Raw genomic sequence first — 25,687 nt, forward strand, 5'->3', positions numbered from 1 at the left:
AGAGGTGGGTTTCTTCTTGGAGGAATGTAAATGAACAATATGGAAAAAGTTTTTACGTATTACGACAATCATGCGTCGGCTACTGAAGGATTGTATTTGGATGCGGTGTTGGAGGCTAGTGAAAAATGGCTGGATCAACCGTCAGCAGTAGACTTACAAGATCCTGATAAAGAAGAAATTCGTAAAGGTATTCAGCTAGCCTTATTAAAAGGATTAAAGCAGTCCACACAAGCTCATCACCAAATGACTCCTGACACGATTGGCTTTTTGATAGGGTATTTAGTCAATAAATTATTGGATTCAACACAACCTGTAACGTTATTAGATCCGGCAGCAGGAACGGGTAATCTTTTGTTTACAGTATTGAATCAATATAAAGGTTCCGCTTCTGCCAGTGCAGTTGAAATCGATGATGTGTTGATTCAAATCGCTGCTGCGACAGCTAATTTATTGGAGTTACCGGTATCATTTTATCTACAAGACGCGCTTCGGCCGTTACCTATTGATGTAGTCGATGCGGTAGTGAGTGATTTACCTGTAGGCTATTATCCTGACGATGAAGTCGCGATGGATTATGAACTTATGGCGCCTGAAGGCCATGCTTTCTCTCATTATTTGTATATTGAGCAATCCATGCGCTATGTAAAGTCGGGTGGATACGGATTATTCATCGTACCTTCCAGGTTGTTAACTGCTGAAGGGGCAGAGCCTATTTTACACTTTGTCAAAGAACATAAATTATTGAGAGGCTTGCTTGAATTGCCTTCTTCATTATTTGCGGATCAGCGTTTTGCTAAAAGTATTTTATTGTTACAACAGCCACCAAACGACAATTTTGTCCTGCCAGACGTATTATTGGCGAAAATACCTGAACTTGGCAATGCCACCGCTATGCAAAAGTTTTTCGATAAACTAAGTACGTGGATGGAAGAAGGGGAGGAGTGACGAATAGTCACTTCTCTTCTTTTTTTATTTCATGAAGGTTTTCGTGGAAAGATCCCGCACATCTCATGAATTCAATTGCTTTTAAAATAGTTAGATACTATAATAAATTCAAACGTTCTACGACGTAATTATTTTAAGGGGTGGTTTTTTTTGCCGAAGATTTTGTCGATAAATGCGGGAAGTTCTTCTTTGAAGTTCCAATTGATTGAAATGACGAATGAAGAGGAAATTACAAAGGGGTTATTCGAACGCATTGGTTTAGAAAATTCCGTTTTCACTATGGCGACTGCCGAGAAGAAAATCGAGAAAGTAGTCGATATAACAGATCATTTAATGGCTGTTGATATGCTGTTGGAGCATTTACTTAGTGAAGGAGTCGTTTCGTCTTACGATGAGATTGATGGACTCGGTCACCGCGTAGTTCACGGGGGAGAGCTATACAGTGACTCAGTGTTAATTACGGATGAAGTAATTGAAAAACTAGAAGAGATTTCAAGCTTCGCACCACTGCATAATCCAGCGAATATTGTTGGAATTAAAGCTTTTGAGAAAGCGCTGCCAAATACACCTTCAGTTGCAATATTTGATACAGCATTCCATCAGACAATGCCTGAAAAAGCATTTTTGTATGCGTTACCATATGAGTACTACGAAAAGTATGGAATTCGTAAATACGGTTTCCATGGGACGAGCCATAAATACGTCACTGAACGCGCTGCAAAGATCTTGAACAGACCGCTTGAGGATACACGCCTCATCTCTTGCCACTTAGGTAACGGTGCGAGTATCGCAGCTGTTAAAGGCGGTAAGTCAGTAGACACGTCTATGGGGTTCACTCCGTTAGCAGGCGTGATCATGGGCACACGTTCAGGTAATATTGACCCGGCTCTCATTCCGTATATGATGGAGCGTACGAATGAGTCAGCTGAAGAAGTAGTCAACGTATTGAATAAAAAATCAGGACTACTTGGAATTAGTGGATTTTCGAGTGACTTGCGCGATATTACGGAAGCTGCAGAACAAGGCAACCACCGTGCGCAATTGGCTCTGGATGTCTTCACAGATCGTATTCACCAGCACATCGGGCAATACGCAGCAGGGATGGGCGGAGTGGATGCCATCATCTTCACAGCAGGAATTGGTGAGAACAGTGCAATCGTTCGTCAAAAAGTAATGAACGGTTTGGAATTCATGGGTGTCTACTTCGACCCAAGCCTAAACAACATTCGCGGCGAAGAAGCATACATTAGCTTTCCACACTCACCAGTCAAAGTACTGATTATCCCAACAAACGAAGAAATCATGTTAGCCCGTGACACCGTGCGTATCGCTGGAATTCCAGTACCAGAAGAAGCAGAAAAAGTAGCAGTTGAATAAATGAAACAAAGTCCCGACCGTCAAAACCCTGACAGTCGGGACTTTTTACGAGATCGTAAAAGCATTCGTTCACTAAAATCACTACCGCTAATTGCTTCGTTTAGTTGGAGAGGGAATCTTTACACATTATTATTTTATAAGATGTAAACTAGTTGATCGACGTTACAGACGCCGCCCACCCCTCACTCTTTATCTCTAGCTATATACATAAAAGCAAAAAACTGCCACAAGAAATCAAACGAACGACTTCTTGGGCAGTCTTTAGTTACGTGTTAGCCTTGTAGATGCTCCGGTGTACGTACAACAAGTACATCACACTTCGCAGAACGAACGATATTCTCGGAAACACTTCCGATTAAGAAACGTTCCACACGGTTTAGACCTGTAGCACCACAAATAATTAAATCTGCTTGAAGTTTCTTTGCAATATCGCGTGGAATCAACGTCTTAGGGGAACCATATTCTACGTGAATCTCAACATTTGCAACGCCTGCTTTAACAGCTTCGTTGCGATAGTCATTTAATAATTCTTCAGCGTATTTCTGTGCACGCTCTGCAATTGAACGATCGTAAGCTTCGACTGCTGCGTAAGAACGCGTATCAATAATATTGATCAAGTGAAGAGTAGCATCGTTCCGATCTGCAATTGCGATTGCTTTTTTAAATGCCCATTTTGCCTCATCTGAACCATCTACGGCTACGATAATGTCCTTGTAAGTAAGTGCCATATTATCACTCCATCCTTAAAATTAAATGCTCTCTACACTATTCTTATTCTGGATAGTTTATGAGAGTCCTTCTTTTTTGTCGAAAAATCTTATTAAAAAATTAGAAAATGAGGATTGTATGGGGAAACGTTGAAAAAATGAGGTAAAGCTATCTATTTTCTGATAAGATTAAATTGTTATTAATCGACAGTGAGATAAGGAAAAAAGAATTTACAATTCTAGGAGGATTTTGCATGCGTATAGGTGTTCCAAAAGAGATTAAAAATAATGAAAACCGAGTGGCAATAGCCCCTGCAAGTGTTTTAACTCTACTAACAGCTGGTCATGAAGTAGTAATTGAAAAAGGTGCTGGAATTGGTTCGAGTTTTCAGGATGAAGAGTATAAAGAAGCAGGTGCGATCATCGTAGACTCGGCCGCTGAAGTATGGGAAGCGGACATGGTACTGAAAGTGAAAGAACCTGCAGAATCAGAGTTTCAGTATTTCCGTGAAGGATTAATTCTATTTACATACCTGCATTTAGCACCAGAGTTAAAATTAACACAAGCATTACTCGACAAAAAAGTAACAGCCATTGCTTACGAAACGGTTCAATTACCGAGTGGCGGATTGCCTCTGCTAGCACCAATGAGTGAAGTGGCGGGCCGTATGGCAACGCAAATCGGTGCACAGTACTTGGAAAAGACGAAAGGCGGCAAAGGCATTTTGCTTGCTGGAGTACCAGGTGTATCACGTGGGAAGATCACAATCATTGGTGGGGGACAAGCAGGTACAAATGCTGCGCGTGTGGCAATCGGAATCGGTGCACACGTGACTATTTTGGATCTATCAGTAGAGCGTGTACGTCAGCTTGACGAGATCTTCGGAGAGCATATTCAAACATTGGTATCCAATCCATATAACATCGCTAAAGCAGTAAAAGATGCAGACTTGGTAATCGGTTGCGTTCTAATACCAGGTGCAAAAGCGCCAACTCTCGTAACAGAAGAAATGGTAAAGTCTATGAGCCCAGGCTCTGTAGTAATCGATATCGCGATTGACCAAGGCGGAATTTTTGAAACATCTGACCGTGTCACAACACACGATGATCCGACATACACAAAACATGGTGTCATTCACTACGCAGTAGCGAACATGCCGGGTGCAGTACCACAAACGTCTACCATGGCACTGACAAACGTGACGATTCCTTATGCTCTTCAAATTGCTAACAAGGGCGTTAAAAAAGCATGCATAGACAACGAAGCGCTACGTAAAGGAATTAACACACTAGCTGGAAAAATAACATACAAAGCAGTCGCAGAAGCACAACAACTGACTCACGTGAACGTTGAAGATGTACTAGAAACTATTTAATCTACACACAAAAAGACCACTACATAAACTAGCGGCCTTAGACTGAAGACAAACCCCTGAGATGGAGTCTGTCTTCAGTTTTTCTTTGTCATTTTTATTCTCCAATAACCTTCAAATCCTTAGGGAACTTTGTCAATACCTCGACGCCATCCTTCGTCACATACAAATCATCTTCAATCCGCACACCTGTTACAGTCGGATCATAAATGCCTGGCTCAATCGTGAATACCATGCCTTCTTGAAGCGGCATATTATTCGTTCCTGTTAAAGAAGGGAACTCATGAACAGAAATACCAAGACCATGCCCAATACGATGCGGGAACAACTCACCATATCCGGCTTCTTCAATAATGGATCGTGCCGCCAGATCAACTTCCTGAGCTAATGTACCAGGACGCACCACGTCAATCGCTGCTTGCTGTGCTTTCTTGACTGTCTCATAAATCTTCCGCTTTTCTTCTGTAGGTTCGCCAAACGCAATCGTACGGGTTATGTCGGAGCAGTATCCTTTATAGACAACTCCAAGATCAAATAAGATGAAATCACCTTTTTCGATTCTTTTCTCTCCTGGAATACCATGAGGTGAAGCGGTTTTTGTACCTGAAACAATAATGGTATCGAATGACATCTTCTCCGCGCCTTTTTGTTTTACGGCTTGTTCTACAGCTTGGACTATTTCCAACTCTGTTTTACCTTCCGCGATTTCATTACAACCTACTTCAATCGCATAATCTGCTAATTCAGCTGCTTTACGTAAGTAGGTAAGTTCCACATCATTTTTGATCAGACGACTGTTGGCAAGTTCATCATCCAACTTAGCAAATTGTAGGGCTGGGAAACGCTCTTGTAGAATTTCGTATCGATCAACAGTTACATGTTCTTTTTCGATTGCGAGTAATGAAAATGTAGGGATTCGTTCCGTGATGGCACGATCTAAAAATTCGAACGCATTATCTGTATCTTTATATCCGATCGCCTCATACTTCCAACCGATTGCTTTGACATCCGGAACTTCCATAGCAGGACAAATAACAAATGGATCCGCTTCTTTGAAAATAACTACACCTAGTAATCGTTCATGGGGATCACTACGGAAATTAGTCAGGTAAAATATATTATCCGGATTCGTTATGAGTGCAGCATCTACATCATGTTTCTCTAAGAAATCTTGTACTTTTTGAATGTTCGTCAAAATATTACCTCCTCTGTTTTGGTTAGTATAACAAAAAAGAGGGTTTTAAGCTTTTATGTAGAAGGTATAACAGAGTAAGGAATTAAAAAGAGGAGTGTGATCGTTGTGAAAATCTCATACCATGGTCATTCGATCGTGAAAATTGAGACGAAAGGAAAGACGATTTTAATTGATCCTTTCATTACAGGTAATCAACTAACAGATCTAAAAGCGGAAGATGAAAAACCGGACGTGATATTACTGACACACGGACATAATGACCATGTAGGCGATACAATGGATATTGCCAAAAGAGAAGATATTCTAGTTGTAGCCCCTAATGAATTGGCCGTATACCTTGGATTCCAAGGCTTGAATACGCATGGAATGAACATTGGTGGAGCAAAAGAGTTTGATTTTGGTAAAGTGAAATATACACAGGCATTCCATAGTTCTTCTTATACAACGGAAGATAATGAAATTATTTACACAGGTATGCCCGCTGGTTTACTATTGACGATCGAAGATAAAGTGATCTATCACGCAGGAGATACTTCGCTATTTAGTGATATGAAACTGTATGGGGAAGAGGGAATTGATGTAGCGTTCTTACCGATTGGCGATAATTTCACAATGGGCCCTAGAGATGCCGCAAAAGCAGTCGAATTATTGCAACCGAAGCTAACTGTTCCTGTCCACTACAATACATTCCCACCAATCGAATTGGATCCTGAAGACTTCAAGTCACTCGTAACAAATCATGAAGTGAAAATAATGGAACCAGGGGAATCGATTGAACTGTAAAATATAAAATAAATAATTACGGTCTATGGCGCATAGTTAGTGTCTTAGACCGTTTTTTTGTCGGATTTATGGTATGATTATCAAAAAGCCGAAACCTTAAATCAGGTCGAAGAAAAAGGTGAAATCATGTCAACTAAACACGAGCAGATTTTGCGTTATATCGAAAGCTTGGCCGTGGGAGAAAAGATCTCTGTCCGCCAAGTTGCAAAAGTATTGGAAGTCAGTGATGGAACCGCTTACCGAGCGATAAAAGAAGCGGAAAATCAAAAACTGGTGAATACGATTGAACGTGTAGGTACAATCAGAATCGAGAAAAAGAAAAAAGAAAATATTGAGCGTTTGACATTCGCGGAAGTCATTAACATTGTAGACGGCGTCGTGCTTGGCGGACGTGATGGATTACATAAAACATTAACAAAATTTGTTATAGGGGCCATGCAACTTGATGATATGATCCGGTATATCGATGCCGGCAGTCTGTTAATTGTAGGAAACCGTTTGAAAGCACATGAAATTGCGATTAAAGCGGGGGCAGCTGTCCTCGTGACCGGTGGCTTCGATGCGACCGATGAAGTGAAGCAGCTGGCAGACGAAATGAATTTGCCTGTTATTTCAACGAGTTACGATACTTTCACAGTAGCGACCATGCTGAACCGAGCGATTTATGATCAGCTGATTGAAAAAGAGATTTTATTAGTGGAAGATATTTTGACACCGTTAGCGAGAACAGTGACATTATCTCCTGAGGACTCAGTCGATCAATTTTACGAAGTGAATCACCAAACCTCTCACTCAGCCTACCCTGTGGTGAAATCTGACGGTACGTTAGTAGGAATTATTACGTCCCGCGATGTCGTCAGCAATCCAGACGTGAACACCGTTGGGAAAGTCATGACGCCTGGTCCGATTACTGTAAATGGGAAAATGAGTGTGGCATCAGCAGGACACAGTATGATTTGGGAAGGTATTGATTTAATGCCTGTCGTCAATGATGCTGGGGTTCTAGAGGGAATCATTAGTCGTCAAGATGTTCTAAAAGCGCTGCAAATGACACAACGTCAACCGCAACAAGGAGAAACCATTGATGACATCGTGAAGAATCAAATGAAAGCCATTGCTAATTCACCTGAAAAAATCGAGTTCGCCGTTGTCCCGCAGATGACCAATCAATTTGGTTCATTGTCTTACGGTGCGATGTTGACGATTCTGACAGAAGCAGGTAGTCGTACGATCAAGCTTCAAAAACGGGGCGAAAGTATGCCTGAGAACGTGACGATCTACTTCATCAAACAAGTGCAGCTTGGCGCGTCGGTAACGGTGGAAACGAAGATCATTCACATGAGTCGCCGATCCATCAAACTAGAAGTTGAATTAACGTCAAACGACGGGATTGTAGCGAAAGCCATGGGAACATTCCAACTTTTTGAGAAATAAAAAAACTGACGTCAATTGACATCAGCTTTGTTTAGTTCACGTTCCTCAGCTACAAACTGCTTATAATGTTTCTGAGCGTTAAAGTTAAATATGGCAACATATCCACCGAATAAAATGAATATAGCTGACACGATATATGTTAGCGTGCCATCAAAAATGAGCAATTGATTGATTCCAAAGAAAATCAATAGAGCACCAAGTGCTGTGCCGGCCAAGCTGGCATACATTTTTTTACGAATGGGAAACATATGACTCGTACGGAATTGTCGTGTTTTGAAAACAAAATAAAATACGCCGGAAGCGACGATACCAAAAACAAAAAGAAAATTAACCATTTCCATAAAAAAGCCTCCATTATATACAAAATAACCTACTATGTGATGAGGTTCATTATATATTGTAGCGGCTTTTAATGAGGAATGCGAATACTTGTACAGAAACCTGGGGGAATATACATGAAACGACAAATCATTGACACAATTGAAAAGTACGACAAAATCATCATCCATCGTCACGTCCGACCGGATCCAGATGCATATGGATCACAAATGGGGTTAAAAGCACTTATTGAAAAGAACTATCCACAAAAGCAGGTACTTGCAGCCGGAATGCATGATGAACTGCTAAGTTATTTAGGGGAACCGAATATAGTGACTGAATCAGATTACGAAGGTGCTCTTGTCATCGTTACTGATACAGCAAATACGGATCGTATCGATGGACCGTTTTACGACAAAGGGGCATTTTTATTGAAAATTGATCACCACCCCAACGAAGATCCATATGGCGATGAGCGGTGGGTGAATACGGACGCAAGTTCTTGCTCCGAAATGATCTATACGGTATATGAAGAAGGTCAAGCGTCATACGGTTGGGAAATGACTCCGGAAGCTGCACGTTTTTTATTCGCAGGAATTGTCGGCGATACAGGCCGCTTTATGTTTCCAAGTACAACTGAAAAGACATTTGAAGCAGCCAGCTCATTAATCAAGCAACCTTTTGATCGCACGAAATTATTCGCGGGAATGTATGAAATGGATCGTAAAATCTTGCATTTGCAAGGATATATCTATCAAAACTTTACGATTGATGAAAATGGTGCGGCGTATATTAAATTAACTCAAGAAATTTTGGAGCAATTCGATGTCTCAGTATCCGAGACATCTCAACTAGTAGGGTCACTTGGAGATGTTAAAGGAATTTGTGCGTGGATTATCTTTATCGAAGAGAATAATCAAATCCGTGTACGCCTACGTTCGAAAGGTCCTGTTATCAACACATTAGCGATGCAGCACAATGGTGGCGGTCATCCATTAGCCTCAGGCGCTTCCGCATATTCATGGACAGAAGTAGATGAAATCATCGTCAAACTGCAAGAACTTTGCAGAAACTATTAAGCAGAGCTGAGGGATTGAAATGAACCTGATGTATCCGCAAATCGTAACGGGCGCAGACTTATTGCGTGGAATCGTAAAGTTAGACGAATTGGCTCCTCTTTTACAAAAAAGAGGGGCTTCTTCTGCTGCTATCGTCAATAGTAAGTTATATGGAGTTCGGTCATTCAGTAAAATGTTAACTAAATACGGCATTCGGCCAGTAATTGGTTTGTCCGTTATAGTAGAAGTCGAAGATCACGAAGTGCTTCTATATATATATGCACAAAACGAAATAGGCTTCTCTAATCTAATGAAAATGAGCAGTGCCATTTCGACACGTGTAGAAGAAAAATTACCGCTCAACTGGCTTCAAGCCTATCAAGAAGGGTGCCTCATCATATGTGCGATGACGGATTCTTCATGGGCGAACGCGCGTAATATACATGTACTGCAGTTACTGACAGAGAAAGTGTCTAGAGCTTCTATATTTATTGGAATTAGCCGTCCAGGCGGAGGAGCACATCCTGACGAAGAAGCGATCATTCAGTTGAGTGAAGACTGTCAATTGCTAATAGCGGCTTGTCAGGAAACACGCTTTCTCCATAAGGAAGATTTTCAAGCCTATGAAGTCGCAACAGCCATTCGTAAAGGCTATAAACTGAATGATTCAAAAAAACCGCCTAATCGGTATCGACAAGCGTATTTGCCAGAACGAGAAGAGTTTACAAAGTGGTTTAATGATTACCCTGAATGGTTACAGACAACGGAAAACATGATGAATTCCTGTGACGTAGTTATCCAGAAAGAAGATTTCTTACTTCCACAGTTTCCTGTAGAGGACGGTAAAATGCCTATTGATTTGCTGGAGGAAAATTGCCGAACAGGATTGCAACAACGTTTTGAGAAATTATCTTCAGAATATGAACAACGATTGCTCTATGAATTATCGATTATTGAACAAATGGGGTTCACAGATTATTTCTTAATAGTCGAGGATTATGTACGTTACGCAAAAACGGAAGGAATTCTAGTTGGTCCAGGGCGGGGGTCTTCAGCAGGCTCTTTAGTCGCGTTTGCACTTGGCATCACAGAAGTAGATCCGATTAAATACGGATTGTTATTTGAGCGTTTCTTGAATCCAGAACGCTTGACCATGCCGGATATCGATATCGATTTCGCAGATCATCGCAGAACAGAAGTTGTAAATTATGTGGCAAATACATACGGTAAACAATATGTCGCACAAATCATCACATTCGGTACACTTTCAACGAAAGCGGTTGCTCGAAATGTGGCTAGAGTGTTGGATTTCACACCTGAAGAAGTTCGTTTTATGTCCAATGAATTGAATAGTGGACAGTCGTTTAAGGAAACCGTCAGGCAGTCCAAGAAATTGCGTGACTGGATTCAAGTGGAGCCGCGAAGAGAGGCGTGGCAACAAGCGGCTGCACGTTTAGAAGATTTGCCGAGGAATGCATCCACCCATGCTGCAGGTGTTGTGCTTGCTGCAAAACCACTTGTTCATTATGTCCCATTGCAAATTGGATCGGATGATGTATTCCTGACTCAGTGGGCGATGAAGGATGTAGAAGAAGTCGGTTTACTGAAAATGGACTTCCTTGGGTTGCGAAACTTAACACTGCTCGATAGAATACGTGCCATGATTCAATACAATAAAACGCAAGTCATTGATTTCGAACAGATACCGCTCAATGATCAAGAAACATATAAAATATTTAAAGCAGGAGATACAACGGGGATCTTCCAGTTCGAATCACCAGGCATGCGTCGCGCTCTTAGAACAATACAGCCAGATAATTTTAAAGATATTTACTCAGTCAACGCCTTGTATCGTCCGGGCCCAATGGAATTTATCCCACTTTACAGTCGTCGAAAAAACGGACAAGAGCCGACTGTTTATGACATACCGGAGCTCGAACCTATCCTAGCTGAAACATATGGCATCATTATCTATCAAGAACAGATTATGAAAATCGCGGTGAATATTGCAGGCTTCACCATGGCGGAAGCGGATCTTCTAAGACGAGCCATTAGTAAGAAGAATCAGCAAGTGCTGGAAGAAGAAAGACAGCATTTTATTGCCGGAGCACGTAAAAAAGGATTTGATCAGGAGAAGGCAAATAACGTCTATAATCTGATTGTTAAATTTGCGGATTACGGATTTCCAAAAAGTCATGCTGTAGCCTATTCACTGATTTCCTATCGACTGGCATTTTTTAAAGCGAATGAACCAACATATTTTTACGCAGCATTTTTATCTTCTTTAACAGGAAGTAAAGATAAGATGACGGAAGTAATCCGTGAAATGAAGGCAAAAGGTATTCCGATACTGCCTCCATCTGTCGCAAAAAGCCGTTATTCACATACAGTGGAAGGGAATGCGGTTCGTCTTGGGCTAGGCGCTATAAAAGGAGTTACTTTCGCCTTCTACCAGCAATTGGCTACCGCGCGTGAAAAGGGAAGTTGGTCTTCCATGTTTGACATGGCCCTCTCACTTGGGGCTGATCATTTCACTGAAAAAGCGATCATTCCGTTAATTAAAGCAGGCGCGCTTGACGATTTTAATCAGAAGCGTTCAGTGCTCCTCGCTTCGATAGATGCCGCTCATTCCCATGCGCTTTTCATAGGGGATGATGCATTAAGTGAGCAGTTTCTATTTAATTCGCAACCTAAATATACACCAGGTGGCACAATGGATCAGATGACTATGCTTGGTTTTGAACATGAAACATTAGGCTTTTATTTGTCGGAGCATCCTGTAGAACAATTAAAGCGAAATGCATCCAGTCAAATACCTTCAATTTCATCTCTATTTTCTTTACGTCAAGGCACCAAAGTACACTGTATGGGAATCATCCTCTCGATCAGACGGATTCGTACAAAAAAAGGTGAAGCCATGGCATTTCTTACGTTACAAGATGAGACTGAAGAAATATCCTGTACCGTATTTCCGAAACAATATGCACAGATCAGCGTCCAATTAAAAGAGCAAGCATTTGTTCAAATTTCAGGAAGCATTGATTTCCGAAATCAATCCGTTCAACTCATAGTAGACCAGTTATTGCCGCTTAGACTCTCAGGAGAATAAAAAATGGTCTAAAAATTACTAGTGCAGTCTTCTATGGTCCATCATGACGCAATCTACGTCATGATGGACCATACTTCGACTTTTCAGCAAGCGAGCGTTCAGTCAGCGAGAAAAATGACGAAATAAAAACACTTGTAATTTCAAGATATTACTTTACGTAGTGCCGACTTTTTTGTATGCTTGTATGCAGGGTGGTCAGACCACTCTTTTGAAGGTATGAAAAAGGAGTTCTCCTCATGCAAAATTCACAATCATCATCCAAGCGTTTTTTGGATATTATCGGAGAACTACAATCACTGATTAGCGAACAAAAAATCGAATATGGCGATAGGTTACCATCTGAACGTCACCTGGCGGAAAAGCTACAAGTAAGTAGAACAGCAGTACGTGAGGCGTTGCGAAGTATGGAATTGCTAGGTCTCATTGAAACGAGGCGAGGCGAAGGAACGTTCCTATCCGATTTCAAAAAACATCAGTTAGTGGAAGTTCTCTCGACGTTTATTATGCAGCAAGCACGGTCCATCCAAGATGTAGTTGAAACAAGGATGATCCATGAGCGAGCGGCTATTACAACGATCACAGAAAATGAAGAACTACGCATGCTACCTGTTTGGATAGGCATGCAAAGTAAGTTGAGAGAAAGAGAGTCAGTGTTTTGGCGTGTAGATATGGTGCGTGAAACCATTGTCGCTACTGAAAATCGACTCTCCTTGAAAATTTGGTTTTTACTGAAACAGTATAGCGGTGTTTCTTTTGATGTCCCTATTGAGGCTGATGAGGAAATAGCTATAGTGCATGAATTACTGGATGAAATGATGGCAGGTAATACGGAAAAAGCCTTAATTTGTTATGAAAAATGGATGAATCAAGTTGAGGGAGAAAGAAGGGAAACGGAATGAGTATCAAAGAATTATTTAAAAAGAAACCAAAAGTTGACCAACATACAATGCCTTCTGCCAAGAGTAAAGCAGATGTGCCTGAAGGAATTATGACGAAATGTCCAGAGTGTAAGCATGTGATTTTGACGAAGGACTTATTAAAGAATGGTAAAGTTTGTCCATCTTGTCAGCATCACTATAAAATGACGGCACAAGAACGAATTGATCACTTATTTGACGACAATAGCTTTAAATCAATGGATGATCATTTGAAAACAGAGAACCCGCTTAATTTCCCTTCTTATACAGAAAAAGTAGAAGCGGATGCAAAAGCAACCGGCTTGAATGAAGCGGTTCTGACCGGTGTCGGTAAGATTCAAGGTACAGAAGTAGCTGTTGCGGTCATGGATGCACATTTCCGTATGGGATCGATGGGTTCGGTTGTTGGCGAAAAAATCACGAGAGCTGTAGAAAAAGCTACTGAATTAGGTATTCCTGTAATGATCTTCTCTGCAAGTGGTGGTGCCCGTATGCAAGAAGGTGTTATTAGTTTGATGCAGATGGCTAAAGTAAGTGTAGCTCTTGAAAGACACGCGAACAAAGGTTTATTGTATATCTCCATCATGACCTACCCGACAACAGGTGGTGTATCTGCTAGTTTCGCCTCAGTTGGGGATATTAACTTAGCAGAACCAAAAGCTCTGATCGGGTTTGCTGGGCGTCGTGTAATCGAACAAACAGTACGTGAAAAACTACCTGAAGATTTCCAAACGGCGGAGTTCTTATTAAATCATGGGCAATTAGATGCGGTAGTTCATCGCAATGATATGCCAGAAGTGATGAATAAAATCTTGAAGCTTCACGCACGAAAGGGGGCCGTACTTGTATGAGTAAAACATTAGCATTTGAAGAACCTATCGTAAAATTGCGTGAAAAAATTAATGAACTCGAAGAATATACGGCAGTCAATGACGTAGATCTTTCATCTGAAATTGTCAATTTGAAAAATCGCTTAGCTAAATTGGAAACGGAAATTTATGAGAGTATGGAGCCTTGGGATCGTGTGCAAGTTGCACGACATCCTGAAAGACCGACGACAATGGATTATATTACTCAACTGTTTGAGGACTTTATCGAATTTCATGGAGATCGCAACTTTGGAGACGATGAAGCCATAATCGGTGGAATCGCTTCATTTGAAGAAACTCCCATTACGATCATTGGACATCAGCGTGGAAAAGACACCAAAGAAAATGTCAAAAGAAACTTTGGTATGCCACATCCTGAAGGATACCGCAAAGCGCTTCGTCTAATGAAGCAAGCAGAAAAATTCAATCGCCCTATTATTTGTTTCATCGATACAAAAGGTGCGTATCCTGGTAAAGCGGCAGAGCAACGTGGACAGAGCGAGGCAATTGCTCGTAACTTAGTGGAAATGGCTGGTTTGAAAGTTCCTGTCATCTCTATCGTGATTGGAGAAGGAGGTAGTGGAGGTGCATTGGCTCTAGGTGTAGCAAACCATATCCATATGCTAGAAAACTCCACATACTCTGTTATATCTCCTGAAGGTGCAGCGTCTATTTTGTGGAAGGATCCATCCCTTGCGAAACAAGCGGCGGAAGCGATGAAAATTACTGCACCCGATTTGAAAGAAATGAATATTATTGATGAAATCATTCCCGAAGTACTTGGCGGAGCACATCGCGATGCAAACAAACAATCTTTAGAGATGCGTAATACTTTACGAAGATCATTAAGAACGTTATGCGAATTGACATCAGATGAATTAATTGATAATCGATATACTAAATTCCGAAGTATTGGTGTCTTTTCGGAATAAAAGATGCGGGCAACCGCGTCTTTTGCTCGTACATACAAGTAATGAGTAAAGGGTGGGATCGACATGAAAAAAATTGCGGTCTTAACAAGTGGTGGTGACGCGCCGGGAATGAATGCAGCCATTCGTTCTGTAGTCAGAAAAGCGCTATTTGAAGGATTGGAAGTTTCGGGTGTGTTTAATGGTTATCAAGGGTTGATTGAGGGTAAAATTGAACAATTCCAGCTTGGTTCTGTTGGGGATATCATTCAACGTGGCGGAACGATATTACGATCTGCGAGATGTCCGGAATTCATGACAGAAGATGGTCGCGCCAAAGCGATGGAGCAAATCAAGCTTCATGCTATTGAAGGATTAGTTGTCATTGGTGGAGATGGGTCATTTAAGGGAGCTAATGAACTAGTTAAATTAGGCGTTCCTTGCGCTTGTGTACCAGCTACAATTGATAACGATATTACTGGAACGGAATTTACGATTGGCTTTGATACTGCATTGAATACTGTCGTCGATGTAATTGATAAGATACGAGATACCGCAACATCACATGAACGTTCTTTTATTGTTGAAGTAATGGGGCGTGACGCAGGTGATCTAGCGCTATGGGCAGGTCTTGGTGGCGGTGCTGAATCGATTATACTGCCCGAGAAGCCATTTAACGTAGACGCTATTGTGAATCGCCTCAAGAGCAGTACGAGTCGTGGTAAAAAACACAGTATTATCGTACTGGCTGAAGGTATGATGTCTGCTACGCAACTGGCAGAAATATTGAAAAAAGAAGCGGGTATTGAAACTCGGGTATCCATTTTAGGGCATATGCAACGAGGTGGCTCGCCATCTGCACGTGACCGGGTAATTGCCAGTCAATACGGTGCAAGAGCTGTTGAAACACTATTGTCTGGAAAGAAAAGTTCTGCTGTTGGTATGAGAAATCATAAAGTGGTAGACTATAATTTAGAAGAAGTCTTTACAAAACGAGAAAAGTTGGACTTGTCATTAGTAGATTTGGCAGAAACATTATCTATCTAATTAGTCAGAGTCGACATGATGCAGAGGAGCGATAAGTAGTGAGAAAGACAAAAATTGTGTGTACAATCGGCCCGGCAAGTGAGTCATATGATGGACTTCTAAAGCTGATTGACGCAGGGATGAACGTAGCACGTCTAAACTTCTCCCACGGCACTCAAGATGAGCATAAAGTACGTATTGAAAGAATCCGTAAAGCTGCAGCTGAAAAAGGAAAAGTGGTAGGAATCTTACTCGACACAAAAGGTCCTGAAATTCGGACACATAAAATGAAAGATGGTCAAATCGAATTAGTACGAGGACAAGCAGTAGATATCTCGATGCAAGAAGTGCTCGGTACTGCTGAATTGTTTTCCGTTACGTACGAGAAGTTAATTCATGACGTCGACCGCGGTTCGTTTGTCCTTTTAGATGACGGACTGATCGAACTTGAAGTAACAGGTAAAGATACGGATAAAGGTTTAATCCACACAAAAGTAATCAATGCAGGTCCTTTAAAAGATAATAAAGGGGTCAACGTTCCAAATGTTTCTGTTCAATTGCCAGGAATTACGGATAAAGACAAAGAAGATATCTTGTTCGGTATTGAACAGGGCGTCGATTTTATTGCAGCTTCTTTTGTGCGTCGTGCATCTGACGTCATTCAAATACGTGAACTCCTTGAAAATAATAGTGGTGGACATATCCATATCGTCCCGAAGATTGAAAATCAGGAAGGTGTAGACAATCTCGATGAAATCCTTCAATTATCTGACGGTCTTATGGTTGCTCGTGGAGATCTAGGAGTAGAAATTCCGGCTGAAGAAGTTCCTCTGGTACAAAAAATGATGATTCATAAATGTAACCAATACGGTAAGCCGGTTATCACTGCAACTCAAATGTTGGATTCTATGCAGAGAAACCCACGTCCTACACGTGCAGAGGCAAGTGATGTGGCCAATGCAATTTTGGACGGTTCAGATGCTGTCATGCTTTCAGGTGAAACAGCTGCTGGATTATATCCAGTCGAATCCGTAAAAGTGATGTGTAAAATTGCTTTATCTACTGAAGAGTCCATGGACTTTCATTCTGTTGTTTCCACAAGAACGAGAGAAAAAGAAGGGAATCTTACAGAAGCGATTGGACAAGCAGCGGCTTACACAGCGCTAAACTTGAATGTGAAGGCGATTTTAGCACCCACTGAAAGTGGTCATACAGCTACCATGATCGCCAAGTATCGTCCTGGTGTTCCGATTATTGCGGTTACACGTTCGGAAGTCATCTCTAATAAGCTAACGCTTGTTTGGGGCGTTTATCCAATCATCGGAAAGAAAGCGTTGGATATTGATGGCATTCTTCAAGAGTCTGTCGAAGAAAGTGTCAAAAATCAATATGTAACGCATGGCGATGTAGTGATCATTACGGCGGGTGTACCGGTTGGTCAAGCAGGTACAACGAACTTGATGAAATTACATGTGATCGGCGATTTGATCGGTCGCGGCCAAGGCATCGGCAAAAACGTTGCCTTTGGTAAAGCAAAGATCATCAAGAACTCACAGGAAGCATTGACACAAGTCAAAGAAGGCGACATTATTGTGACGCATTCTACAGACCGTGATATGTTTGCAGCGCTTGAGCGGTGTGCAGGTATCATTACCGAGATAGGTGGATTGACTAGCCACGCAGCAGTGGTTGGATTGAGTCTAGGTATACCTGTAATAGTTGGTGCTGAAAACATCACATCCGTTATTAAAAACGGCAGTGACATTACAATGGATGCAGCAAGTGGCGTAATCTATAACGGTCACGCAAAAGTATTGTAAAAATATATAGACCGCTTCTCATATAGAGATAGCGGTCTTTTTTGGAGGTTACTATATGAAATGGTTAGCAGCATTATTCATCATTGTGCCGACCGCAGAACTGGCTTTATTAATGGTTTCAGGCAAAACACTCGGTATTATGCCTACGATCTTGATTATTATTGCAACAGGAATAGGTGGCGCTTATCTTGCGAAGAAACAAGGGCTTCGGGCATGGCGTGACTTACAGTTCCGTATGGCCAATAGAGAAACCCCCGGTAAAGCGTTAGTTGATAGCGTGTGTATTTTACTAGGTGGTTTATTATTACTCATGCCTGGTTTTATTACAGATAGTATAGGATTCTTATTGTTGTTTAGCGGTCCGCGTAAAATTTTATATCCATTTATCGTCAAGTGGATTTACAATAAAATACGCAATGGGCAAATCCGAGTTATGTAAACGTAGGATGCTCCTTTACTTTCAACGCGATAAATAGGAAGAATGGTAAAAACATGATGCCGTATAATCCGAATAAATACACAGCACAAGCGGTAATGATAAATGAGTGCACGGTTCGCAATTTAAATGCATGTGCCCACAAAAGGGATTCAATGATCTGTCTGCATACTAGTAAAATCATGTATAGAACCAACAAGCCGATAGCCGAATACATGTCATCAATATAGAATGAAAAAGCAATCATCGGCAAGAATGCCAGACCGATTCCTAGGAATGGAATACTATCGACTAATGAAATCAAAAATGCTTTAGTTAAGAAAGACTCAAAATCAAGCAACCAAAAACCGGCAGCCATTAGAATAAACGTTATGACAAATAGTCGGATCTGAACAGAAAAGAAATGTCCCATCAAACGGCTTGACCTATCAAAAATCCTGCCTGCTACTTGTCTGAAGTTTTTAGGGAAGTAAACTAAAAACCAAAATCGATTGGCAGCACTTTCTCGTAAAGCGAAAAAATAAGCGATGATAAATAAAAATGTACTAAAAATGTGTTGGAAAGTCTTTTGCAGTAAACTGATAATTCCTTCCATCGCCTCATGACTCATTTGTATAAATTGTTCGGCTGCAGCATGTAAATTCCATCCTTTACTATCCATCATTTCGATAATTACTCCTAATTGATCTTCCATAGTCCAAATGACAGAAATCAATCCATTGATTGATAGGAATAGGAAGGTGTATACTAAAGAGGCAAGCACGCCCATTATGAGCAAAGCAGCTAAAAAGGCCGGCAGTTTTGTAAGTGCAATTACAGAATTCATGAGCGGAGCAGTGAAGAAAGCGAAAACTATCGCAAATCCTATAGGTGGGATGACGATGAGGAAAATCACGATTAGTATAGCCGGTAACCATTGACGGACATAGGTTTGGAAGCGCTTGGATTCGATGGATATCATGCGGATTTGTCCATTCCTTTCGGGTAATAATAAATAAAAAACATCTTTACCATTCACAAAACCGTTTAAGTTGCTTATAATGGTCATTGTAAGCGTTTTAGATAAAAATATAATTAGCAGATGGTCATCGTTCTGCACTCCGCTTCAGGGAGATGACTAAACTGGGAAGAAGGAGCGAATATCATGACAGCAACAAAAGGTTTGGAAGGTATCGTGGCAGCACAAACTCAAATCAGTTCCATTATCGATGACACTCTTACATATGTAGGGTACAGCATCGATGATTTAGCAGAAAATGCTAGTTTCGAAGAAGTAGTTTATCTACTTTGGCACAAACGTTTGCCAAACGAAGTGGAACTAGCTGAATTGAAACAGCAGTTAGAAGATAATGCAGAAATTCCACAAGGGGTTCTTGATCACTTCAAAACGTACCCAATCGATAAAGTGCATCCAATGTCAGCACTTCGTACAGCAATCTCGCTTCTAGGATTATACGATGAAAAAGCGGAAGATATGTCACCAGAAGAAAACTACAAAAAAGCAGTTAAGCTTCAAGCTAAAGTTGCAACTGTAGTTACTGCATTCGCACGTATCAGAAAAGGACAAGAGCCAGTAGCACCTAAAAAAGGTTTAAGCTATGCGGCAAACTTCCTTTACATGCTTTCTGGGGAAGAGCCTGCTGATATCGCTGAAGAAGCATTCAATAAAGCACTTGTACTACATGCAGACCATGAATTGAACGCATCTACGTTCACAGCACGCGTATGTGTCGCTACTCTATCTGATATGTATTCTGGTGTCACTGCGGCAATTGGCGCTCTTAAAGGCCCATTACACGGCGGTGCAAACGAAGCAGTTATGAATATGCTAATGGAAATCGGCGATGAAGATAAAGTCGAGCCATATATTCGTGAAAAACTAGCAAACAAAGAAAAAATCATGGGCTTCGGACACCGTGTATACCGTCAAGGTGATCCACGTGCGAAGCACTTACGTGAAATGTCTAAACGATTGACTAGTCTTCGCGGTGAAGAAAAGTGGTACAATATGTCCGAAAAAATCGAGGGAATTGTCACTGGAGAAAAGAAATTGCCTCCAAATGTTGATTTCTACTCGGCTTCGGTATATCATTCATTAGACATCGATCATGATATTTTCACACCTATTTTTGCAGTTTCTCGTTTTTCAGGATGGATTGCACATATTCTAGAACAATACGAAAACAACCGCTTGATCCGCCCACGTGCAGAGTACGTAGGACCAGGCATGCAAAAGTATGTTCCAATCAATGAACGATAAAAAATAGTAAATTCGTGGGGCGGTATCTCGTATACCGGCCCACTGATATTGAAATCAGGAGGATATCAATAATGGCTAACGATGGAAAGATTACAGTAACTAACGGTGTTTTAAACGTCCCAGATCACGCAACGATTCCTTTCATTATAGGTGACGGCACAGGTCCGGATATTTGGCATGCGGCTTCACGCGTAATCGAAGCAGCTGTTGAAAAAGCTTATGACGGGAAAAAGAAAATTAATTGGAAAGAAGTTCTTGCTGGAGAGAAAGCATTCAACGAAACTGGTGACTGGCTTCCAAAAGAAACTCTTGACACAATTAAAGAATATCTGATTGCTATTAAAGGACCACTTACTACGCCAATCGGTGGAGGATTCCGTTCATTGAACGTAGCATTGCGTCAGGAACTGGATTTATACACTTGCTTGCGTCCGGTTCGTTATTTCGAAGGAGTACCATCACCCGTGAAACGTCCTGAGGATTGTGACATGGTTATTTTCCGTGAAAACACAGAGGATATCTATGCGGGTATCGAGTACCAAGAAGGTTCTGACGAAGTGAAAAAATTAGTTAACTTCCTTCAAACTGAGTTAGGTGTTAAAAATATTCGTTTCCCTGAAACTTCAGGTCTTGGTATTAAACCAATTTCTGAAGAAGGCACAAAGCGTCTAGTGCGCTCAGCGTTGAACTATACAATCGAAGAAGGTCGCAAGTCTTTGACGATTGTACACAAAGGAAACATCATGAAGTTCACAGAAGGCGCATTCGCAAACTGGGCATACGAGTTAGCTGAAGAAGAATTCGGCGACAAAGTATTCACATGGAGAGAATATGACCGCATTAAAGATGCTGACGGAACAGAGGCTGCTAATAAAGCACAATCTGATGCAGAAGCAGCTGGCAAAATCATCGTAAAAGATGCAATTGCTGACATCTTCCTACAACAAATTCTGACACGTCCAAAAGAGTTCGACGTAGTAGCTACAATGAACTTGAACGGTGACTACGTTTCTGATGCGCTTGCTGCACAAGTAGGCGGAATCGGAATCGCACCGGGAGCGAACATTAACTACGAGTCTGGGCATGCGATCTTTGAAGCAACTCACGGTACAGCACCGAAATATGCAGGATTGGATAAAGTTAACCCTTCATCCGTATTGCTTTCAGGTGTTATGATGCTTCAACACCTTGGCTGGACTGAAGCGGCTGATCTAATCACTACTTCTATCGAGCAAACTATCGCTTCAAAAGTAGTGACATACGACTTCGCGCGTCTAATGGACAATGCGACAGAAGTAAGCACTTCTGGATTTGCTGATGCATTAATCGAAAACCTATAAGCATTACAGAAGAGGGGGATGAGAATCCCCCTCTTTCTACTATCTTGTTCTGACAAAGGAGAGTTTTACATGTCATTGAAGCGTAAAAAAGTATCGGTTATCGGATCTGGTTTTACTGGAGCAACAACTGCATTCCTTTTAGCTCAAAAAGAATTATGTGACGTCGTGATCGTGGATATTCCGCCTATGGAAAATCCAACGAAAGGCAAAGCATTAGACATGTTGGAAGCTGGTCCGGTTCAAGGGTTTGATGCGAACATTATCGGCACATCCAATTATGAGGATACAAAAGACTCTGATGTAGTTGTTATTACTGCCGGTATTGCACGAAAACCTGGAATGAGCCGTGACGACTTAGTACAGACAAATCAAAAAGTAATGAAATCAGTAACAGCTGAAATCGTCAAGTATTCTCCTGATACGAAAATTATTGTTCTAACGAATCCAGTTGATGCAATGACCTATACTGTCTACAAAGCATCTGGGTTCCCTAAAGAACGTGTAATTGGCCAGTCAGGCGTTCTGGATACAGCTCGTTTCCGTACGTTTGTCGCACAAGAATTGAATCTATCAGTAAAAGATGTAACAGGATTCGTTTTGGGTGGTCATGGAGACGATATGGTGCCTCTAGTTCGTTACTCGACGGCTGGTGGTGTGCCTTTAGAAAACTTGATCTCTGCTGGTCGTCTAGAAGAAATTGTAGAACGTACACGTAAGGGCGGAGCTGAAATCGTCAATCTATTAGGCAATGGGTCTGCATATTATGCGCCAGCTGCTGCATTGGTTGAAATGACAGAAGCTATATTAAAAGATCAAAAAAGGGTGTTACCATCGATTGCGTTCCTAGAAGGTGAATACGGTATGAACGGTATTTATTTAGGTGTCCCGACAGTATTAGGCGCGGGCGGTATCGAAAAAATCATAGAACTTGAATTAACCGAAGATGAGAAAATGGCACTTCAAAAGTCCGCTGATTCTGTACGTACTGTAATGAGCGTTCTAGCGTAAAACTATAGGTTGAAGATCGGACAGCTGTCTAGCCGTCCGATCTTTTTTCTTGTTAGCTCGATTTTTCATGAGTGAATTGCTATAATTTACTTATTGAAATAATTTTCAGCTTTTTCATTGATGACTTTAGAAATACAGGAGGGGTTTATTTGTTGAAAAATAAACGTAAATCGATAGGAAAAGATATCACAGAGTTAGAAATCGGTGAAAGGTTACACTTGACCGAAAAGATTGAAGATAAAGATTTGATGTTGTATCTAGGATTGACCAATGATGCAAATCCTCTTTATTTGCAACATGATTACGCAGCGGAGACGATATATGGACAACCAATTGTTCCACCTATCATGTTGACGGGTATCGTGACAGCCGCCATATCTAAACACATGCCAGGACCAGGTGCTCATATTATTAATCAGCAACTGCATTTCCCTAAGCCAGTCTATCATTACTCGATCGTTGAATTCTTTCTGGAAATTACGAAACTTGATATTCAGTTAAACCAAGTAACCATCCAAGTAGATGCAACGGATGAAGAAGAAGAACGAATTATGAGTGGGGAAGTAGTAGTGATCGCTCCACAAAAACTTCCTGTCAAAGCAGTGCAAACAAAGGAAACCGCGAATGGGGATTAAACAGCAAAAGATTTTGATTGTAGAAGATGAACAATCTATACAGAAATTGCTTGAATTCACATTGCAACAAGCGAACTATAAAACCGTACTCGCGAATGATGGAGAAGAAGCTGTGGAAAAAGTATTGGATGAAAAACCCGATTTAATTATTTTGGATTTAATGTTACCCAAAATAGACGGATTAGAAGTTTGCCGTATGCTGAGAAAAGAGAATATTGAAACACCCATCATCATGTTGACTGCTAAAGGTGAAGAGATGGATAAAATCGTCGGCCTAGAAATGGGTGCTGATGATTACATGACCAAGCCTTTTAGTCCGCGTGAAGTTGCGGCAAGGGTGCGTGCCGTTCTTAGGCGAACAGGCGAGCGTAGCCATATGCAAGAGAAGAAATTAGTTGCGGGTCAGCTGACAGTGTATCCTGAGCGCTTGGAAGTCTATTTAGATGAAAAACCACTCGAGTTTACGCCGAAGGAATTTGAGTTGCTTGTTTATTTCATGAGGCATCCAAATCGCGTGTTCTCTCGTGACCAGTTACTGCAAGCGGTATGGAATTATGAATTTGCGGGAGATTCGAGAATTGTGGATGTGCATGTGAGTCATCTGCGCGATAAAATCGAAGAAAATACGAGAAAGCCGCGCTATATTAAAACAATGAGAGGCGTCGGTTACAAGTTTGGAGAGTAAACTAGATGAAGTACTATTACACAAAAATTTTAACCGTGTCTGCAGTCATCTTATCTATTCTATTAATTGTGCTAGGAATTATCTTAGGACAATTTTTTCATTTATTTGGTAAAAATGTGGATGCGATACTACAACAAACTTATTGGGTTTACTTGCTATTTACGCTCGTTCTAGTATTTGTTGTCATGATGTTTGTTATGACGAAAATCCTTCAGCAGTATGTTCAGCCGTTTGATCACTTCACAGGTGTTGTGCATCAATTGGCGCGAGGGAACTATTTGGTGCGAGCGCATAATGAAGATAGTAAAATAAATCACCAACTAACAAATTCTATCAATCAAGTAGCACAAAAATTACAAGGGAACTCTGCACTTCGCGCCATGGAACAAGAGCGTTTAAACACATTGGTCAGTAGCATTGGAAGTAGTCTGTTGATGTTTGGACGACAAGGTGCTGTCAATTTGGTCAACCGTGTGTTTGAAGAAACATTCCAGCGTAATGGAGAAGAGCTGATGGGGAAAACGTTTAAAGATATCGGTTTACCTTCAGATATTGAGAAAGAAATTGAAACGATATTTTTAACAGAAGAAGTGCGCACGTTCCAATCTCAAGTCGTGCTTACAGAAGGCGTTTGCCATTTAGACGTATACGGTGCGCCTGTCATTGGTGAAAATGGCAACTGGCTTGGAATCGTTATCATTATGCATGACATTACAGAGTTGGTTCGTCTTGAGCAAATACGTAAAGATTTTGTGGCGAATGTGTCCCATGAATTAAAGACACCTGTAACCTCGATTAAAGGTTTTTCAGAGATGTTGCTTGACGGAGCGGTGGAAGATCCTGTGATTAGGCGTGATTTTCTAGAGATTATGTATAAAGAAAGTAATCGTCTACAATTATTGATTGAAGATTTATTGCGCTTATCCAGCATGGAACGTGGAAGTTTTGAAATTACACGAAAGCCTGTTGATGTGATGGAAGTAGTCGAGCAATCCATCAAAATCGTTCAAAAGAAAGTTCAAGAAAAAGAGATGCGAATCGATTTGCATATGCCTGAACAATTAATCATTCTTGCGGATCACGATCGGTTAGTGCAAGTGATGGTGAATTTATTGAATAATGCCATTGCCTATTCGCAAGAAAAAACAATCGTGACCGTTTCCGTAGAAGAAATGGATGAGTATGTGGAAATTTCGGTTCGCGATCAAGGTATTGGTATCATGCCTTCAGAGCTCCCCCGATTATTTGAACGTTTTTACCGTGTAGATCGTGCGAGAAGCAGAGAATCGGGCGGTACAGGATTAGGCCTTGCCATTGTAAAACATATTGCTGAAGCGCATCATGGCACCGTCACAGTGGACAGTGAAGTGGGTGTCGGCACTGTTTTCCGTATTCAGCTACCTACACATGAACAACTATAGTAAAGAAAATGAAACTTACTAGACTACTGTTCCGTACAGTAGTCATACATAGAAAAGGGGGAA

Annotated in this window: 23 protein-coding genes; 19 read left to right on the forward strand and 4 right to left on the reverse strand. The window is 41.1% G+C overall.

Annotated elements, in window-relative coordinates:
• Positions 1-30 precede the first annotated feature (30 nt).
• Both H605_RS0103235 and H605_RS17330 read left to right on the forward strand, forming a co-directional pair.
• On the forward strand, positions 31-945 hold the full coding sequence (locus H605_RS0103235; RefSeq protein WP_029052877.1) for a class I SAM-dependent methyltransferase: 915 nt from the start codon (positions 31-33) through the stop codon (positions 943-945).
• Positions 946-1,095: 150 nt separating this feature from the next.
• Positions 1,096-2,322, forward strand: a complete 1,227-nt coding sequence (locus H605_RS17330; protein ID WP_037561516.1) for an acetate kinase — start codon at positions 1,096-1,098, stop codon at positions 2,320-2,322.
• Between the two features lie 272 nt (positions 2,323-2,594).
• Here the strand turns inward: H605_RS17330 and H605_RS0103245 are convergent, their stop codons facing one another.
• A complete protein-coding gene (locus tag H605_RS0103245) occupies positions 2,595-3,050 on the reverse strand; it encodes a universal stress protein (protein WP_029052878.1) in 456 nt (151 codons plus the stop codon).
• Positions 3,051-3,283: 233 nt separating this feature from the next.
• Between H605_RS0103245 and ald the strand changes: the two genes are divergently transcribed.
• The gene (ald, locus tag H605_RS0103250; protein WP_029052879.1) at positions 3,284-4,405 is read left to right on the forward strand and encodes an alanine dehydrogenase; all 1,122 of its coding nucleotides are present in this window, start codon (positions 3,284-3,286) and stop codon (positions 4,403-4,405) included.
• Positions 4,406-4,499: 94 nt separating this feature from the next.
• Here ald and H605_RS0103255 read toward each other — a convergent pair whose 3' ends face one another.
• Positions 4,500-5,597, reverse strand: coding sequence for a M24 family metallopeptidase (locus H605_RS0103255; protein WP_029052880.1), 1,098 nt, complete (start codon positions 5,595-5,597; stop codon positions 4,500-4,502).
• A gap of 105 nt (positions 5,598-5,702) precedes the next feature.
• Between H605_RS0103255 and H605_RS0103260 the strand changes: the two genes are divergently transcribed.
• Together H605_RS0103260 and H605_RS0103265 are read left to right on the forward strand one after the other, a co-directional pair.
• Positions 5,703-6,380, forward strand: coding sequence for a metal-dependent hydrolase (locus tag H605_RS0103260; protein WP_029052881.1), 678 nt, complete (start codon positions 5,703-5,705; stop codon positions 6,378-6,380).
• A 126-nt stretch (positions 6,381-6,506) separates the two neighbouring features.
• Complete coding sequence (locus tag H605_RS0103265; RefSeq protein ID WP_029052882.1) at positions 6,507-7,814, forward strand: DRTGG domain-containing protein; 1,308 nt, start codon at positions 6,507-6,509, stop codon at positions 7,812-7,814.
• A gap of 11 nt (positions 7,815-7,825) precedes the next feature.
• Here H605_RS0103265 and H605_RS0103270 read toward each other — a convergent pair whose 3' ends face one another.
• Positions 7,826-8,155, reverse strand: a complete 330-nt coding sequence (locus H605_RS0103270) for a YtpI family protein (protein WP_037561517.1) — start codon at positions 8,153-8,155, stop codon at positions 7,826-7,828.
• Between the two features lie 114 nt (positions 8,156-8,269).
• Between H605_RS0103270 and H605_RS0103275 the strand changes: the two genes are divergently transcribed.
• From H605_RS0103275 to H605_RS0103310, 8 genes are all read left to right on the forward strand, one after another.
• Positions 8,270-9,211 carry a DHH family phosphoesterase gene (locus H605_RS0103275; protein WP_029052884.1) on the forward strand — a complete coding sequence of 314 codons (942 nt, stop codon included), beginning with the start codon at positions 8,270-8,272 and terminating at the stop codon, positions 9,209-9,211.
• 19 nt (positions 9,212-9,230) lie between these two features.
• Entirely contained in the window at positions 9,231-12,299 is a 3,069-nt protein-coding gene (locus H605_RS0103280; protein WP_029052885.1) for a DNA polymerase III subunit alpha, read from the forward strand.
• Between the two features lie 236 nt (positions 12,300-12,535).
• Positions 12,536-13,198 carry a FadR/GntR family transcriptional regulator gene (locus H605_RS0103285; protein WP_037561519.1) on the forward strand — a complete coding sequence of 221 codons (663 nt, stop codon included), beginning with the start codon at positions 12,536-12,538 and terminating at the stop codon, positions 13,196-13,198.
• Positions 13,195-14,067 carry an acetyl-CoA carboxylase, carboxyltransferase subunit beta gene (gene accD, locus H605_RS0103290; RefSeq protein WP_029052887.1) on the forward strand — a complete coding sequence of 291 codons (873 nt, stop codon included), beginning with the start codon at positions 13,195-13,197 and terminating at the stop codon, positions 14,065-14,067. The genes H605_RS0103285 and accD overlap by 4 nt, the downstream gene beginning before the upstream one ends.
• Positions 14,064-15,017, forward strand: a complete 954-nt coding sequence (gene accA, locus H605_RS0103295) for an acetyl-CoA carboxylase carboxyl transferase subunit alpha (protein ID WP_029052888.1) — start codon at positions 14,064-14,066, stop codon at positions 15,015-15,017. The genes accD and accA overlap by 4 nt, the downstream gene beginning before the upstream one ends.
• Positions 15,018-15,080: 63 nt before the next feature.
• Positions 15,081-16,040, forward strand: a complete 960-nt coding sequence (gene pfkA / locus H605_RS0103300) for a 6-phosphofructokinase (protein ID WP_029052889.1) — start codon at positions 15,081-15,083, stop codon at positions 16,038-16,040.
• A 38-nt stretch (positions 16,041-16,078) separates the two neighbouring features.
• Positions 16,079-17,839 carry a pyruvate kinase gene (gene pyk, locus H605_RS0103305; protein WP_029052890.1) on the forward strand — a complete coding sequence of 587 codons (1,761 nt, stop codon included), beginning with the start codon at positions 16,079-16,081 and terminating at the stop codon, positions 17,837-17,839.
• A 55-nt stretch (positions 17,840-17,894) separates the two neighbouring features.
• The gene (locus tag H605_RS0103310; protein WP_029052891.1) at positions 17,895-18,278 is read left to right on the forward strand and encodes an FxsA family protein; all 384 of its coding nucleotides are present in this window, start codon (positions 17,895-17,897) and stop codon (positions 18,276-18,278) included.
• Here H605_RS0103310 and H605_RS18330 read toward each other — a convergent pair.
• Positions 18,271-19,323 (reverse strand): AI-2E family transporter, encoded by a 1,053-nt coding sequence (locus H605_RS18330; RefSeq protein WP_155979460.1) that lies wholly within the window; start codon positions 19,321-19,323, stop codon positions 18,271-18,273. The two genes, H605_RS0103310 and H605_RS18330, sit on opposite strands and share 8 nt — an antisense overlap.
• 96 nt (positions 19,324-19,419) lie before the next feature.
• Here H605_RS18330 and citZ point away from each other — a divergent pair, with 96 nt between their 5' ends.
• The 6 genes from citZ to pnpS all read left to right on the forward strand — a co-directional run bounded on the left by citZ (position 19,420) and on the right by pnpS (position 25,624).
• Positions 19,420-20,535 carry a citrate synthase gene (gene citZ, locus H605_RS0103320; RefSeq protein WP_029052892.1) on the forward strand — a complete coding sequence of 372 codons (1,116 nt, stop codon included), beginning with the start codon at positions 19,420-19,422 and terminating at the stop codon, positions 20,533-20,535.
• 68 nt (positions 20,536-20,603) lie between these two features.
• Positions 20,604-21,875, forward strand: a complete 1,272-nt coding sequence (icd, locus tag H605_RS0103325; RefSeq protein WP_257788267.1) for an NADP-dependent isocitrate dehydrogenase — start codon at positions 20,604-20,606, stop codon at positions 21,873-21,875.
• 69 nt (positions 21,876-21,944) lie between these two features.
• Positions 21,945-22,883 (forward strand): malate dehydrogenase, encoded by a 939-nt coding sequence (mdh, locus tag H605_RS0103330; protein WP_029052894.1) that lies wholly within the window; start codon positions 21,945-21,947, stop codon positions 22,881-22,883.
• A gap of 149 nt (positions 22,884-23,032) precedes the next feature.
• Positions 23,033-23,518, forward strand: a complete 486-nt coding sequence (locus H605_RS0103335) for a MaoC/PaaZ C-terminal domain-containing protein (RefSeq protein ID WP_029052895.1) — start codon at positions 23,033-23,035, stop codon at positions 23,516-23,518.
• Positions 23,508-24,203 carry a response regulator transcription factor gene (locus H605_RS0103340; protein ID WP_029052896.1) on the forward strand — a complete coding sequence of 232 codons (696 nt, stop codon included), beginning with the start codon at positions 23,508-23,510 and terminating at the stop codon, positions 24,201-24,203. Before H605_RS0103335 ends, H605_RS0103340 begins: the two co-directional genes overlap by 11 nt.
• 5 nt (positions 24,204-24,208) lie before the next feature.
• On the forward strand, positions 24,209-25,624 hold the full coding sequence (pnpS, locus tag H605_RS0103345) for a two-component system histidine kinase PnpS (RefSeq protein ID WP_029052897.1): 1,416 nt from the start codon (positions 24,209-24,211) through the stop codon (positions 25,622-25,624).
• Positions 25,625-25,687 lie beyond the last annotated feature (63 nt).

Origin of the sequence: Sporosarcina ureae DSM 2281 (genome assembly GCF_000425545.1) — a bacterium.
Lineage (GTDB): Bacteria > Bacillota > Bacilli > Bacillales_A > Planococcaceae > Sporosarcina > Sporosarcina ureae.